The organism is Halopseudomonas pachastrellae, from assembly GCF_900114765.1.
Lineage (GTDB): Bacteria > Pseudomonadota > Gammaproteobacteria > Pseudomonadales > Pseudomonadaceae > Halopseudomonas > Halopseudomonas pachastrellae.
This window is the reverse complement of record NZ_FOUD01000006.1, coordinates 71,715-86,275: the sequence shown is the minus strand read 5'-3', so window position 1 is coordinate 86,275 and position 14,561 is coordinate 71,715. Positions and strand designations below refer to the sequence as shown.

Here is a 14,561-nt window from a genome sequence, read left to right as displayed (position 1 = left end):
AAAGGTACTGCCCATGAAAACGCGCGTCACCCGTCTGAGCGCCAGCTCGCCAGACGACATCTCTACCCTGGCCCAGGCCATCAGCAACGGCCAGATCGACCCTACCCGCGTCATTGCCGTACTCGGCAAGACCGAAGGCAACGGCTGCGTGAATGACTTTACCCGCGCCTTTGCGACCAGCACCCTGCGCCGTTTCTTTGCCCAGCAACTGACCTTGTCGGAAGCCAAGGTTGAGGAGCGTATTGCCTTTGTCATGTCCGGTGGCACCGAGGGCGGTCTGAGCCCGCACTGGCTGGTATTTGAAGTCGACAGCAGCGATGAAAACGCCGATTACAGCCTGCCTGGACTGGCGGCCGGCGTCGCCTTTACCCGCGACTTCAAACCGGAAGAAATCGGCCGCCTGGAACAGGTCATGGAAACCCGCGACGCGGTGCGCCGTGCCATGGCCAGCGCCGGCATCCAGCGCGAAGATGACGTGCACTTTGTGCAGATCAAATGCCCGCTGCTGACCGCCTCGCGCATAAGCGAAGCGGCATCGCGCGGGCACACCACCGCCTGCCACGACACCTACGAGTCCATGGGCTACTCACGCGGTGCCTCGGCACTGGGCGTCGCCGTAGCGCTGGGCGATCTGACGGCAGAGCAGCTGAGTAACGAGAAAATCTGTAGCGACTGGTCGCTCTACTCCACCCGCGCCAGCACCTCGGCCGGTATCGAGCTGCTGCGTAACGAAGTGCTGGTGCTGGGCAACGCCGCCGGCTGGGACCCGGCCTACCGCATCGGCCACGCGGTCATGGAAGACGCCCTGGATACCGCCGCCATCGACCGCGCGCTGGCCAGCATGCCCGGCGGCGCGCAGCTGACCATCACGCCCGACAACATGACCGGCCTGCTGGTCAAGGCCGAGCCCTCAGCGTCAGGTGAGATTCGCGGCAACCGCCACGTGATGAGCGACGACAGCGACATCAACGGCTCACGCCATGCTCGCTCGCTGGTTGGTGGCGTGCTGGCCGGCAGGCTCGGCGACACCCGGTTGTTTGTGTCTGGCGGTGCCGAGCATCAGGGGCCCAACGGCGGCGGCCCGCTGGCACTGATTCTGCGCCCGTAAAGCAGCACTAGAAACAACAAAGCCCCGCAGCTGCGGGGCTTTATTGTACTCGCTAAAGACTGTAATTCAGCCAGCGCGATAGCTGCGCCGAGCGGCCTCCAGCATCGACAGGCTGATCTTGTGCACCGACTGGCGGCTTTGTTCGATATGCGTGCAGAGCAGGTGCTGAGCCACATCGCGCTGGCGATCGAGCAGCGCCTGCAGAATCAGCGCGTGCTCTTCATAGGTCTTCTCGATCCGCTGCGCCTGATAAAAGTCCAGACGGCGAACGATACGGATACGCTCGCACACCTCCTGATGCATGCGCGCGGCCTCACCGTTGCCGGCGATGCGCACCAGCTCGCAGTGAAACTGTTCATCCAGCTCGGCCATGATCTGCATGCCGTCCTCGCGGTCATCGGCCGGCACCATCCAGGTGGCGCAGAGCGGCTGCAGCCGGTCCCGGATATCGGCGGCGGCACAAAGCCTGTCCAGCGCCGCGCACTCCAGGGTGATGCGCACCTCGTAGAGCTCATCGATGCGTTCAAAGTCCAGCGGCTTGACCGACCAGCCCCGGCGCAGCCCCACTTCCAGATAGCCTTCGCGCTCCAGCCGATACAGCGCATCGCGCACCGGCGTACGCGAAACCTGATAGCGCTCGGCTATCTGGTTCTCGCTGAAGCGGTCGTGGGGCAGCAGAACAAAGTCAAAGATGTCCTGTTTGACCCGCTGGTATACCTGATCGGCCAGGGAAACTGCCTGCAGTTGCGCCATGTGCGCTTATTCCTGAAGAGAAGACAGATCGATACTGACATGCGCAGCAACGACCTGCCAACGCCCGTCAATCCGCGCCCAAGTCTGCATCTGGCGACCAACACGCGTCGTCTCACCATCGCGGAATTGAGTGCTGACGGTGGCATAGTCCTCGCCAAAGGTGCTGACCACGGTGTTGTAGAGTTCGCGGCCGGGGCTGACCGGCACGCACACCCGGCGGTAATCGGCAATCGCCTTGGCGCCATAGAGGTTCTCGGCCACGCCGTAGCGCACGGTGTGTTCGCTGTCCCAGAAGTAGTGGTCCAGGGTGTCCATCTCATTGACCAGTAGCGCCCGCTCGTAGTCAGTAAACGCCTCGGTCACCTCTTTGACGACCGCCGGCAGGTTGATATCAGTCATTGCTCACTCCAAGGCTTGCCTGCAGCTGCTGCAGTCGGGCAACACGGCCAACGATTCCGCCTTGCGCGGTAATCATGGCCAACGTCGCCTGTTTGAATTCAGGGAAATAGCTCTCTGTGGCCTCATCGATCAGCAGGCAACGGTAACCGCGATCATTGGCCTCGCGCATGCTGGTCTGCACACAAACTTCGGTGGTCACACCGGCAAAGATCAGGCTGTCAATGCCCTGCTGCTGTAGGCGCTCGTGCAGGCCGGTGGCGTAGAACATGCCCTTGCCGGGCTTGTCGATCACCCACTCGCCGGCCAGCGGCGCAACCGCCTCCAGAATCTGGTTACCGGGCTCGCCACGCACCAGGATCCGGCCCATGGGGCCAACGTCACCAATCTGCATGCCCGGCGGCCCACCGGCGCGCTTGGCGGGTGGGCAGTCAGACAGATCCGGCAGGTGCGACTCACGGGTATGAATCACCAGCAGACCGGCTTGTCGCGCGATGTCCAGCAGCTGCTGCACCGCCGGGATGATGGCCGCGAGCGGTGTAACATCGTTACCCAGCGCCGCACCAAAGCCGCCGGGTTCGATAAAGTCGCGCTGCATGTCGATGACCACCAGCGCGGTACGCTCGGGGTCAAAGGCAAAGTTGTCCGGTACCGCTGTTACCTCGATCATCCTGCCACCTGTTGAGCCGCTTGCTCGGTACCGGCCATGTAGCGCCCGAGCACCTGACGCTCGGCCGCTGCGGGGACGGTTTCGTGGTTTATTTCGCCATCGTGGATGACCAGAATCCGGTCCGACAGCTCCAGTAGTTCATCCAGGTCTTCGCTGAGCAACAGCACGGCGGCGCCACGGTTGCGCGCTTCCAGCAGTCGCCGGTGAATCAGCGCCACAGAGGCAAAGTCCAGACCGAACACCGGGTTGGAGACAATCAGCACCGCCACGTCTTCGGTCAGCTCGCGGGCCAGCACGGCGCGCTGCACGTTGCCGCCAGACAGCGTGCCGATGGGCCGGTCCGGGTCATCCGGGCGCACCTGAAAGCGGCTGATCAGCTCGCGGGCACGCTCACGAATAGCCCGGCGGTTGATCAGCCAGCCACTGCGACACAACGGTGCGTGGTCGTAATCACGCAGGGCCAGGTTCTCCGCCACGCTCATGCCGGCGATGCAAGCGTTGCGCAGCGGCTCTTCCGGCAGGCTGTAGACCTTTTCACGTTGCATTTCGACACGGCTGGCAGCGTAGGGCCGGCCGTTGACGCGCACCTCGCCCGAGCTGGTCGGGCGTTGGCCAAGCAGCGCTTCGGTCAGCTCGCGCTGGCCGTTGCCGGAAATGCCCGCGATACCGACGATCTCCCCCGGCAGCACCGACAGCGAAACGCCCTTGACCGCCAAGGTGCCACGGTCATTGGCAACCTTGAGGTTGCTGACCTCCAGCCCCGGCGTGCGTTCGGCCAGATGCTCCACCCGCTCCAGCGCGCTCTGCTGTTCGCGGCTCTCGCCCATCATCCAGGCCGACAGCTCGGCCTCGTCAGTGTCAGCCACCGCCTTGCTGCCGACCAGTTTGCCGCGCCGCAGCACCGTCACGTCGTCGGCAAAGCGCATGACCTCGCCAAACTTGTGGGTGATCATCAGCACCGACAGCTCACCGGCGTGCGCCAGTTGCTGCATCAGGCCCAATACTTCCTCGGCCTCCTGCGGCGTCAGCACCGAGGTGGGCTCGTCGAGAATGATGAAACGCCGATCCAGATACAGCTGCTTGAGGATCTCCAGCTTCTGCTTTTCGCCAGCGGCCAGCGAACTGACCGCGCGCTCAACATCCAGCTTGAACGGCATGCGGGCCATAAAGGCATCCAGCGCCGCCCGCTCCTGTTTCCAGTCAATAGCCCAAGGCAGCTCGCCGCGCGAGAGCACCAGGTTTTCCGCCACGCTCAGGCCGGGGGCGACGGTAAAGTGCTGGTACACCATGCCGATGCCCAGACCATGTGAGTCGCGGGGCGAGGCGATGCTCTGCTCCCGGCCGCCCACCAGCACACTGCCCTCATCCAGCGGGCCGTATCCGACAATGCCCTTGACCAGCGTGCTCTTGCCCGCGCCGTTCTCACCCAGCAGCGCGTGGACGGTGCCGGCACGGACCTGCATGGAGACGTCATCCAGCGCGCGAAAGCTGCCAAATACCTTGCCAGCGCCGATGGTTTCCAGACTCAGGGCGCGCATAGTCACACCTGCTTGAGGCAGTCGATCAGCATGGCCGAATCACCAATGGCGCCGAACACCCCGCCCTGCATCTTGACCATGCTCAGAGCCGCCAGGTGGTTGGCGTGATCGGTCGCGCCGCAGCAGTCTTCCAGCAGGATGCACTCAAAACCGCGGTCATTCGCTTCGCGCATGGTGGTGTGCACGCAGACGTCGGTGGTGATGCCGGCCAGAATGATGTTCTCGATACCGCGAGTACGCAGAATCAGTTCCAGATCGGTAGCGCAGAACGAGCCCTTGCCCGGCTTGTCGATGATGATCTCGCCGTCGATTGGCGCCAGCTCGGGGATGATTTCCCAGCCTGGCTCGCCGCGCACCAGAATGCGCCCGCACGGGCCGGTATCGCCGATACCCGCGCCGATACGCTGCGAACGCCAACGCTTGTTGGCCGGCAGATCAGACAGATCCGGACGATGCCCTTCACGGGTGTGGATGATCCAGAAGCCCTGCTCGCGCAGCACCTCCAGCACTCGGCTAATCGGCTCGATCGGCGCGCGGGTCAGCGACAGGTCATAGCCCATCGAGTCGACATAACCGCCCTTGCCGCAGAAGTCGGTCTGCATGTCGATAACGATCAGCGCAGTGTTCTCAGGCGTCAGGTTGCCGTTGTAGGGCCAGGGATAGGGAGCAGACTGCAGATAACGCTCGGTCATGGCTCAGTTCTCCTCAGCCGGTTGATAGGTGCGTTCGGGAGTGTCAAAGCCGCAGGAAGTGCCATCGGTATGCACCACCTCGTCTTCCCACGGCAGGCGGTATTTACCGGCGACCAGGTCGTGCATATAGCTGTAGGGCGCATCCTGCGCGCCACCTTTGACGGCCGTATAGCCGCGGTGACCGAACTGGTAGATGTTGTTCTCCACCCCCCAGTGAACGCGCGCCTCGCGCACCAGATCAGGCCGCATCTCGCAGCTGACAATCTCGTCAGCGCGGCCGCCGCCAACGGCCATTGGCGTGCCGTCAAAGTCGACAAACATCGCCTCGCCCATGGAGTCGAAGGTGCCGTCCGAGCCGCACATGCAAACGCTCGCGGTCTGCATCAAGTTGCAGAAGCTGTTGGCCTGATTGGTGATCTGCCAGGAGTGGCGAATGGGCGCGGTGTAACCGGCGGTACGAATCATGATCTCCGCGCCCTTGTAGGCACATTCACGCGCCATCTCGGGGAACATCCCATCGTGGCAGATAATCAGCGCCAGCTTGCTGCCCTTGGGCCCGTCACAAACCGGAATACCCAGGTTGCCCGGCTCCCACGGTTCGACCGGGACCCACGGATGCAGCTTGCGGTAATACAGCTGAATCTCGCCCTGATCGTTGACGATGATACCGCTGTTGTAGGGGTTGCCGTTGGGGTTGGCTTCCATGATCGAGAAGCAGCCCCAGATCGCGTTATCGACGCAGGCCTGACGCAGCGCGGCTACTTCCGGCCCGTCGAGGGTGCACATGATGTCGTCGGAGGTATCCATCGACAGGCCGTGCAGCGAGTATTCCGGGAACACGATCAAATCCATACCGGCGACGCTGCGACGCGCCTTGCCGACCATGGCAACGACCTTTTGGGTCTGCTCCCACAGCTCTGCGCGGGTATGCGGATCAGGCAACGCCAGTTGCGCCAGACCGATGACAACGCCGTTCGGCGACTTGTTGAGACCACCCAGACCACTGGACATAGTTAGCTCCTATCGAGTCAGACTGAGTTCGCCCGGGGCGCCACTCAGGGTTTGATTGGGACGGCAGGTGATGAACATCACCGCCAGCGTGAGTGCATAGGGTGCAGCGGCAAACAGGTAGTAACCGGCGCTGATGCCGACCGATTGCAGGGCCGGGCCAATGGCGCCGGCAGCGCCGAACAGCAAGGCGGCCCACAGACAGCGCAGCGGTTGCCAGCGGGCAAAGATCACCAGTGCCACGGCCATGATCCCCTGCCCGCTCGACAGTCCCTCGTTCCAGCTGCCGGGGTAATACAACGACAGATAGGCGCCGCCGATACCGGCCAGAAAACCACCAGCGGCAGTCGCGGCAATGCGCACCAGCACCGGGCGGTAACCCAGCGCCCGAGCGGACTCGGCGTGATCACCGACCAGCCGCAACATCAGCCCCCAGCGGGTGCTGCGCAGACCCCAATGCAGCACAAAGGCCAGCGCCACGCCGATAAAGAACAGCACATTGATGCTCAGCGCCGAGCGCACGCGCTCGTCCTCGCTCCATCCGCCCAGGCCGATAGCCACAAGCGACGGTGCCTGCGGCTGAATGAAGCTCTTGCCAAGAAAGAACGCCAGGCCGGTGCCCAGCACCATCAAGGCGATACCCACGGCGATGTCGTTGACCCGCGGCAGCGAGCAGATCGCACCGTGCAGCAAGCCCAGCAGCAACCCGGTACCGCCTGCGGCCAGCACGCCGGTCCAGGCAGAGCCACTGAGGTAGGCCACCGCGTAACCGGCCATGGCGCCACTGACCAGAATGCCTTCAAGGCCCAGGTTGATACGCCCGCTCTTTTCCGTCAGACACTCACCGAGGCTGACAAAGATGAAGGGCGTACCGACACGAATGGCGCCGGCCAGCAGCGCCAGAAAGAAAGTTGCCAGATCAAGATCAGCCATGTTGCAACGCCCCCTGCGCCTGTATTGCACGTTCGTTCAGACGCAGCCGCCAGGCGACAATGCGCGGGGTCAATGCTTCCCAGGCCAGCAGGCTGGTAAACAGAATCCCCTCCAGGATCAGCGTGGTCGCATCCGGCAGGCCGAGGCGACGTTGCAGCAAGCTGCCACTGGCTTCGATACCACCGAGCAAAATGGCGCAGGCAATGATTGCCAGCGGGTTCTGCCGCGCGGCAAAGGCCACCAGAATGCCGCTTGCGCCATAGCCGGCGATAATCGCCGCATTGGCACTGCCCTGCACCGCCGCCACCTCAAACATGCCGGCCAGACCGGCACAGGCACCGCCTAGCACACAGGTGAGAATCACCAGGCGATCCACCGGCAGGCCGATCATGCGCGCGGTGCGCACGTTGCCGCCGACCACCTGCAAGGAAAAGCCGGTCACGCTGTTGCGCACCAGCACTTGCGCAAGAATGCAGGCGATAACGCCGACCACTAGCCCCCAGTGAACCTGAAAGGCATCGCTGATCGGGCCGATCATCACGCTGTCATCCAGCGGTATGGTTGAGGGCTTGTTGAGACTGGCCGGATCGCGCAGCGGGCCTTCGACCAGCTGGTTGAAAATGGCGATGGCCACGTAGGAAAGCAGCAGGCTGCCGATGGTTTCGTTCAGGCCGCGTTTCTGACGCATCCAGCCATTGAGGCCAATCCAGAAACCACCCACCACCATGGCCGACAGTGCCATGCACAGCAGCAACAGCGTCACCGGCATGGCCGGCAGCCACAGCGGCGTCACCGCAGCGGCAAGCCCGCCCAGTACCAGCGCGCCCTCACCACCAATAATGATCAGGCCGGCACGCGCCGGCAGCGCAACGCACAACGCCGTCAACATCAGCGGCGCCGCACGTTGCAGCGTGTTCTCCCAGGCAAACGCCGAGCCGAACGCGCCTTGTACTACCAGTTGGCAGGCCTGCCAGGCAGGTTTGCCCTGCAACGCCAGAAACAGCATGAACAGCACAAAGGTGGTCAGCGCAGCGAGTAGCGTAGGCAGACCGGGGAGCAGCAGCGCCCCGGCCCGATAGATCGCATTGCGAGGATTCATCAGTTACCTCAGATCTGGCCGCGTACGCCTTCAACCAGATAGTCCATGCTCTCCAGCACGACATCGGTCTGACCCAGCGCAGTCCCCGCAGCGATTACCTCGTTGCCCTGATTGTCCTTCAGCGGGCCGGTAAAGATGGCAAAGCCGCCGGCCATCATCTCGGCCTTGATGGCATCGGCGCGGGCCTTGGCTTCAGCGCTGACCAGGGGCCCGTACGGCGAGGTCTTGACGAAGCCTTCCTTCAGGCCGCCACGTAGGAAGTTGATCATCGGCTCACCCGCCTGGGAAGCAGCCACATGGGCGCGATAGGGGGTTTCCCAGTTCCACTCGGCACCGGTCAGGTAACCGTTGGGCGCCAGTGCAGACTGGTCGGCGTGATAGCCGCAGGTCATGGCGCCACGCTTCTCGGCCGTTTCAACGATCACCTTGGGGCCATCCACGTGGCAGGTCAGCACGTCACAGCTCTGGTCGATCAGGCTGTTGGCGGCTTCTGCTTCCTTGATCGGCAACGACCAGTCGCCGGTGAATATCACGGTAGTGGTAATTTCCGGATCAACCGAGCGCGCGCCCAGGGTAAAGGCGTTGATGTTGCGCAGTACCTGCGGCACCGGCTTGGCGGCAATAAAGCCCAGCTTCTTGGTTTGGCTGGCAAAACCGGCGACCACACCATTGAGATACTGGCCCTCGTCGATGTAACCGAAGAAGCTGCCGGCATTGGTCGGGTGCACACCCTCGGTCCACAGGCCACCGCAATGGGCAAAGTGTACGTCCGGGAAGCGCTCGGCCATCTTGATGACGTGCGGGTCGAAGTAACCGAAGGAAGTCGGGAAGATCAGCGTAGCGCCATCCTGACGGATCATCGCTTCCATCGACTTTTGCACGGCCACTGTCTCAGGCACGTTCTCTTCTTCAACCACCACCACGTTCGGCAGCGTCTTGATGATGGCCGCGGCCTCGGCATGCGCCTGGTTGTAGCCAAAATCGTCACGGGCGCCGACATAGATAAAGCCCACCACCAGCGGGTTATCTGCAGCGCGTGCAAAGCTGAATGGCATGGCGGCAGTAACGCCGATCAACCCGGCCAGTTTCAAGAGTGTGCGGCGATCAATATTCGACATGGATAGCTCCTTGGGAAGATGACGCTGCCATTCCACCAGCCGTCGACGTGGTAACCGCTCGACGGCCAGTTGAATACCAGCTTGTATACCAATGTGCACACCACTAAGCATTGATCGTGCCACCGCTCTATTACCGTGTTTTCAGCCCTGCAGCGCCGATTAATGGCCCGCACCTGCACAGGCGTGGTGCGCCGCAGAAAGCGCCGCACCAGATGCTCGCAATCCGCCCTGCCCGACATGGCGAGCTGTGCTCTCAAGATCACCGGCCTGCCTTCGACAGAGACGACCTGCAACAGCAGATGGACGGCGCCGACATCGACGCCATCCTGTATCACCTGCACACCCTCAAGGGCAGCTCAGGCACCATGGGCGCAACTCGGCTGTCACGCCACTGCGCCAAGCTGGAGCAGGCGTTCAGAAGAGACCCGCAAGCAGCCCTCGCCATGAGCGAGTGGAGTACGGCGCTGCGCACCGAGCTGGAGCAAGCGGTTTCACTGCTGGAAGCAGAGGTGGCGAAGCTGGAGCAAACAGAAGCCGACAGGTCCTCCGACTAGCACAAGCCACACAGAGCCTCTGCCTCCTGCTGAAACACAACGCGAGGTCTCGGAAGGCGCTGGCAACCTGCCCACATCGTGTAATGCAGAAAGAAGACAAAGAGGGACTCGACCTGAGCAACACGCCACCCCAGATCATCAGCCAAAGGCTGCAGAGAGAAAGAAGGCAACGCGACCAGGTCCTGTCCGCAGGCTGCCACGCCCAGAGAGTGATAAGGCAACAAATGAAACGCCGGCCCGCCCGCCGTCTACCATCAAAAGGTCATATGGCGAGAACTACCTGCCCTTACCTTTCGCCTTCCACCTGATGCCAGATACGCAGGATGATCAGGGTTTCTGGATGTACCGAGTATCGAATCACACATCTGCCGAACACCAGATCGCGGATCGTCGCGGGCGCTGGCGCCAGCAACACCGGCACGCCTCGCGGAGGAAACTCTGTCAGCGAGGCAATCTTGTCCACCAGCTCGACTGCAACCCGACGAGCCGCTGCCGGGTTATGCACTGCGATAAACTCACGCAAACGATTCAGGTCATCCACCGCGTCTTGGGTATAGACCAGCTTCACTTGCGCGGCCCTGGCGCATCGCGCTCGGCCTCGGTACCCCAGCTGGCAAGCCACTCATGCACCTCATTGCCATCCACCAGCTTGCCTTGCGCCGCTGACTCCATCGCCGTGAGCGTCTGCTGCCATCGCTCCTGCTCCAGCTGGTGGCGTTCAACATATTCCGCCAATGCCTGATTAATTACCCAGCCCTTGCTTCGCTGCAGGCGGTCAGCGATCGCTTCCAGATGCTGCTCGACCTCGGCCTGCAAGCGTACGGTTGTGACAGCCATAAGCCCTCCGCAATACGTTGTAATACGTCGTAGTATGAACCGCACTATAGCGCTGATATCGACTGCAAAGCCATGATCTGTAAGCGAACGAAAGCAATGGGATGGTTATACTCTCCGCGGATCATGGGCGTTCTGACGGACGGGAAATCGCCAGCTCCGGCTCGGGGGCCTGCAGGCGCCTGCACGGTGGAAGTGGCGTCCACCCTGAGCGCTCATGGTCCCCTGCCCTCCAAACGATGCCGCAGCCGTAAGATGGTCATCCGACCTGCCTTTGAGACGAGGGCTCGGTCAAAGGCTACTTACAGAGCAACGCTGTCTTCCAGCGCCATCTCCTGAGGTCCAGCCCCGCAGGTGAGGCAGCTAGCAAGGCACTAGCGCTCGCCTTTTCCCACGATAAAGCGTTGGAGCTACAGCCCTTTTCAGCCAACCAGTCGACATCAGATAGCAGCAATCGATTCACACAATTGCAATGAACGCGGTGAACTTGCTAGATTCCAAGCTCCCCCCATAAAACGGAAATTCCATCATGAAACGGATCCTGATTGGTACTGTACTCGCAGCTGCCTCCATGAATGCCTTTGCTGTTGCACCGGGCGGCCCCGGTTGCGGTTGGGGCAACATGCTGTTTGAAGGTCAGAGCGGCCTGCCTTCGCACCTGATCGCCTCCATCACCAACGGCACCTCCGGTAACGCCACCTTCGGCATGACCTCCGGTACCAACGGCTGTGACACCAGCGGTCGTCTGGCCTACAACGGCAAGCCCATGCTGGTACTGAGCAGCATCATGAGCGAGCTGTCTGAAGACGTTGCCCGCGGTGAAGGCGAAGCGCTGACCACCTACGCCGTCGTGCTGGGTATCGACGTTGAAGACCGTGACCACTTTGCTGCGGTTACCCACGCGCACTTCAGCGAGATCTTCCCGAGCGCCGACGTGACCGCCGAGCAGGTTCACGCGACCACCCTGAGCCTGATGAGCAAGGATCCGATCCTGGCCAAGTACGCAGAACAGGCGTAATCAGTCACGACTGATCCCGGAGCCGGCACTTGCCGGCTCCGTTTTTTCCTCCCTCTGCTGCTATCCCCTCCAATGCTCAAACGCCTGATTCCCCTGCTGCTCGGCAGCATCAGCCTTGGTGTGCATGCTGCACCCACGGTGACCGACAGTCAGCTGCAGGCCCTGGCAACAGAGCGCCACTGGCTGAACCTTGGGCACTACCAGCCCGGCCGTTTCAGCGGATGGCGCAGCTATGTAGATGACGACAGTTTCTTTCTGGCTGCCGATGGCGCCAGCAACCCGGCAAGCGAGCTGCAGGCCACGCTGCAGGCGCTGTATGCACCGGTGGGCGATGACTCCAACCAGCACGCCCAGTGCCGTTACCCGTCGCGCACCCGCTGGCTGAGCGAGCAGTTGCAGCTCAGCGGCCTGCCGACACCCGAGTGCAGCGAGTACCGCGAGTGGTATGAGGACATCAACCCACACGCGACCGTGCTGGTGTTCCCGGATGCCTACCTGAACAGCCCCTCCTCGATGTTCGGCCACACCCTGCTGCGCATCGACTCGCCCGACACCCAGGCCAGCGGCACCAGCCTGCTGACCTACGCTCTCAACTTTGGCGCCATGGTCGAGAGCATGGACAACAGCATGCTGTACGCCTGGAAAGGGCTGGCCGGCGGCTACCCGGGGCAATTCTCGCTGCTGCCTTACCGTGACAAGATCGGCGAGTACAGCCGCCTGGAAAACCGCGACCTGTGGGAGTACCAGCTGGACCTCAGCCCGGAAGAAACCGCGCGCATGGTCGAGCATGTCTGGGAGCTGCGTCAGGTCATCTTTGACTACTTCTTCTTCGACGAGAACTGCTCCTACCGCCTGCTGGAGCTGCTCGAAGTGGCCCGCCCCGGCCTGCGTCTGACCGAGCAGTTTCCGCTGACCGCAATCCCTGCCGACACCGTACGTGCCGTGCGCGAGGCGGGCATGATCAGCGATGTACATTACCGCCCCTCGCGTGAGCGTGAGCTGCTGGCCCGGGCCGAGCCGCTGACGCCGCCAGAGCTGCATTGGGTACGCCAGCTGGCAGACGACGACGGCGTGCTGCAGAGCAGCGAGTATCAGGCCTTGCCCGCGCCCCGGCGTGCGCTGATTCAGGAAGCCGCCTACCGCCTGGTGCGCTATGAGGCCGCCGGTCAGCAGCGCGACAGTGCCAATGCCGCCCGCAGCTACCAGTTGCTGCAGGCGATCAACCGCAATCCGCCGCCGGCACTGCAGATTGAAACACCGACCTACCCGGAATTTGGCCACGAGTCGCGCACCTGGCAGCTTGCCGCCGGCAGCCGCGAAGGCCGCGCCTTTGCCGAATACGGCCTGCGCATGGCCTACCACGATCTGGCCGACAACCTGGCCGGCTTCCCGCTGGGTGCGCAGATCGAGCTGGGCGACATCAAGCTGCGCCAGTACGAGGGCAATCACTGGCAGCTGGAAGAGTTCGGACTGGTCAATATTCGCTCGCTGACACCGCGCAGCGCTCTGCTCAAGCCTTGGTCATGGCAGGTTGAAGCGGGCTGGGAGCGGGTGGCCGGTGAAGACGGCCAGCGCCGGCTGGTGCCGCACCTCAACGGCGGCGGCGGTTTTGCCTGGCAACCGTGGGACGGCGTGCTGGGCTACAGCATGGCGACAATGCGGCTGGAGCACCACCGCGACTTTGATGCGCCCTTGAGTGCTGCAGCCGGTTTTAACGCGGGGCTGCTCTGGCGCAACCCGCTGGGCAACCTGCTGCTGGAAGGACGCGGCGATTACTTCGACAACGGCGAGGTGCGTCGCAGCCTGCAGCTGGCCCAGCAGTGGGAGCTGGGCCGCGACCTCGGACTGCGCCTGCAGGCCTCGCGTGAGTTCAGTCAGTTCAGCGCACCGCAGACGGAGTTCGCCCTGCAACTGCGCTGGTACTACTACTGAGCAGCGGGGCCAAACGGCCCCGCTGTATCAGGCTTTGGCCTTGGCTGCCGCCAGATAACTGGCCAGTCGGCCGCCCATCTCCTGCCCCAGCGCCTGCAGGCCGCTCAGCGGCCGCACCATGACTTCAAATTCGATGATCTTGCCCGCCTCGTTGAAGCGAATCATGTCGATACCCTTGAGCTGACGGCCATGTACTTCAGCGCTAAATTCCAGCACCACGTTGAGCCCGTCACCGGTCGCCAGCTGACGGTGATAGGTAAAGTTTTCGAAAACCTGCAGTACGGTACTGAGAATGGTCGACACCACCTCCGCGCCCGGGTACGGCGAGTGCGCCATCGGCGAGCGAAACACCGCGTTGGCGTCCAGCAGGCCGATCAGCTCGCCCAGGTCCTTGCGTTCGACCATCTGGTGCCAGTGCTCAAGCGTGGCGGCGGCGGCCGGTTGAAGTTGCAGATCTGACATGGTGTTTTCCTTTTTGTAAGTGGCCAGAACGGCCGTCATTGTTCGGCGCGCAACTCGGCGCGCAGTATCTTGCCAACGGGTGATTTGGGCAGTTGCTCGCGGAACAGAATCTGCCGCGGCACCTTGTAGGCGGTCAGGCGCTCGCGGCAGTGCAGGATCAGCTGCTCGGCCGAGACGCCCGCACGGCGCAGGGCAACGAATGCGCGAATGGCCTCGCCGGTGCTGTCATCCGGCACACCCACCACCGCGACCTCGGCTACATCCGGGTGCTCGGCCAACACGTCTTCCACCTCGTTCGGGTAAACGTTAAAACCGGACACCAGAATCAGGTCTTTCTTGCGATCAACGATGCGCAGATAGCCCTGCTCGTCCATCACCGCGATGTCGCCGGTGTTGAACCAGCCGTCACAGAAGGCCTCACGGTTCTCATCCGGCCGATTCAGGTA

General features: G+C 62.7%; 17 protein-coding genes. 4 read left to right on the top strand and 13 right to left on the bottom strand.

Features of this window, described 5'->3' with window-relative positions; genetic code table 11:
* Positions 1-13: 13 nt before the first annotated feature.
* Positions 14-1,108 (top strand): cyanuric acid amidohydrolase, encoded by a 1,095-nt coding sequence (atzD, locus tag BM116_RS06135; protein WP_083726422.1) that lies wholly within the window; start codon positions 14-16, stop codon positions 1,106-1,108.
* Positions 1,109-1,174: 66 nt separating this feature from the next.
* Here atzD and BM116_RS06130 read toward each other — a convergent pair whose 3' ends face one another.
* From BM116_RS06130 to BM116_RS06090, 9 genes are read right to left on the bottom strand one after another with little or no spacing between them, the layout of a single operon-like run.
* Positions 1,175-1,861: a GntR family transcriptional regulator gene (locus tag BM116_RS06130; protein WP_083726424.1), complete on the bottom strand. Its 687-nt coding sequence runs from the start codon at positions 1,859-1,861 to the stop codon at positions 1,175-1,177.
* A gap of 6 nt (positions 1,862-1,867) precedes the next feature.
* Positions 1,868-2,260 (bottom strand): oxalurate catabolism protein HpxZ, encoded by a 393-nt coding sequence (gene hpxZ / locus BM116_RS06125; protein ID WP_083726426.1) that lies wholly within the window; start codon positions 2,258-2,260, stop codon positions 1,868-1,870.
* The gene (locus tag BM116_RS06120) at positions 2,253-2,927 is read right to left on the bottom strand and encodes a cysteine hydrolase family protein (RefSeq protein WP_083726428.1); all 675 of its coding nucleotides are present in this window, start codon (positions 2,925-2,927) and stop codon (positions 2,253-2,255) included. Before BM116_RS06120 ends, hpxZ begins: the two co-directional genes overlap by 8 nt.
* On the bottom strand, positions 2,924-4,465 hold the full coding sequence (locus tag BM116_RS06115) for an ABC transporter ATP-binding protein (RefSeq protein ID WP_083726430.1): 1,542 nt from the start codon (positions 4,463-4,465) through the stop codon (positions 2,924-2,926). The genes BM116_RS06120 and BM116_RS06115 overlap by 4 nt, the downstream gene beginning before the upstream one ends.
* 2 nt (positions 4,466-4,467) lie before the next feature.
* Entirely contained in the window at positions 4,468-5,157 is a 690-nt protein-coding gene (gene biuH, locus BM116_RS06110; protein WP_083726432.1) for a biuret amidohydrolase, read from the bottom strand.
* A gap of 3 nt (positions 5,158-5,160) precedes the next feature.
* A complete protein-coding gene (locus tag BM116_RS06105) occupies positions 5,161-6,168 on the bottom strand; it encodes a formamidase (RefSeq protein ID WP_083726434.1) in 1,008 nt (335 codons plus the stop codon).
* Positions 6,169-6,177: 9 nt separating this feature from the next.
* Positions 6,178-7,098: an ABC transporter permease gene (locus tag BM116_RS06100; protein WP_083726436.1), complete on the bottom strand. Its 921-nt coding sequence runs from the start codon at positions 7,096-7,098 to the stop codon at positions 6,178-6,180.
* Positions 7,091-8,197 carry an ABC transporter permease gene (locus BM116_RS06095; RefSeq protein ID WP_083726438.1) on the bottom strand — a complete coding sequence of 369 codons (1,107 nt, stop codon included), beginning with the start codon at positions 8,195-8,197 and terminating at the stop codon, positions 7,091-7,093. The genes BM116_RS06100 and BM116_RS06095 overlap by 8 nt, the downstream gene beginning before the upstream one ends.
* A gap of 8 nt (positions 8,198-8,205) precedes the next feature.
* Positions 8,206-9,315 carry a BMP family ABC transporter substrate-binding protein gene (locus BM116_RS06090; RefSeq protein WP_083726440.1) on the bottom strand — a complete coding sequence of 370 codons (1,110 nt, stop codon included), beginning with the start codon at positions 9,313-9,315 and terminating at the stop codon, positions 8,206-8,208.
* A 212-nt stretch (positions 9,316-9,527) separates the two neighbouring features.
* Between BM116_RS06090 and BM116_RS06085 the strand changes: the two genes are divergently transcribed.
* Positions 9,528-9,869 (top strand): Hpt domain-containing protein, encoded by a 342-nt coding sequence (locus tag BM116_RS06085; protein WP_139056964.1) that lies wholly within the window; start codon positions 9,528-9,530, stop codon positions 9,867-9,869.
* Positions 9,870-10,155: 286 nt separating this feature from the next.
* Here the strand turns inward: BM116_RS06085 and BM116_RS06075 are convergent, their stop codons facing one another.
* Both BM116_RS06075 and BM116_RS06070 read right to left on the bottom strand, forming a co-directional pair.
* On the bottom strand, positions 10,156-10,437 hold the full coding sequence (locus tag BM116_RS06075) for a type II toxin-antitoxin system RelE/ParE family toxin (protein ID WP_083726446.1): 282 nt from the start codon (positions 10,435-10,437) through the stop codon (positions 10,156-10,158).
* On the bottom strand, positions 10,434-10,706 hold the full coding sequence (locus tag BM116_RS06070) for a CopG family ribbon-helix-helix protein (protein WP_083726448.1): 273 nt from the start codon (positions 10,704-10,706) through the stop codon (positions 10,434-10,436). Before BM116_RS06070 ends, BM116_RS06075 begins: the two co-directional genes overlap by 4 nt.
* 526 nt (positions 10,707-11,232) lie before the next feature.
* Between BM116_RS06070 and BM116_RS06065 the strand changes: the two genes are divergently transcribed.
* The gene (locus tag BM116_RS06065; RefSeq protein ID WP_083726450.1) at positions 11,233-11,721 is read left to right on the top strand and encodes a DUF3015 domain-containing protein; all 489 of its coding nucleotides are present in this window, start codon (positions 11,233-11,235) and stop codon (positions 11,719-11,721) included.
* 72 nt (positions 11,722-11,793) lie between these two features.
* A complete protein-coding gene (locus BM116_RS06060) occupies positions 11,794-13,653 on the top strand; it encodes an Lnb N-terminal periplasmic domain-containing protein (RefSeq protein ID WP_083726452.1) in 1,860 nt (619 codons plus the stop codon).
* A 27-nt stretch (positions 13,654-13,680) separates the two neighbouring features.
* Here the strand turns inward: BM116_RS06060 and BM116_RS06055 are convergent, their stop codons facing one another.
* Together BM116_RS06055 and BM116_RS19120 are read right to left on the bottom strand one after the other, a co-directional pair.
* On the bottom strand, positions 13,681-14,115 hold the full coding sequence (locus BM116_RS06055) for a nuclear transport factor 2 family protein (protein WP_083726564.1): 435 nt from the start codon (positions 14,113-14,115) through the stop codon (positions 13,681-13,683).
* A 35-nt stretch (positions 14,116-14,150) separates the two neighbouring features.
* Entirely contained in the window at positions 14,151-14,489 is a 339-nt protein-coding gene (locus BM116_RS19120) for an AMP-binding enzyme (protein ID WP_235846712.1), read from the bottom strand.
* Positions 14,490-14,561: the final 72 nt, after the last annotated feature.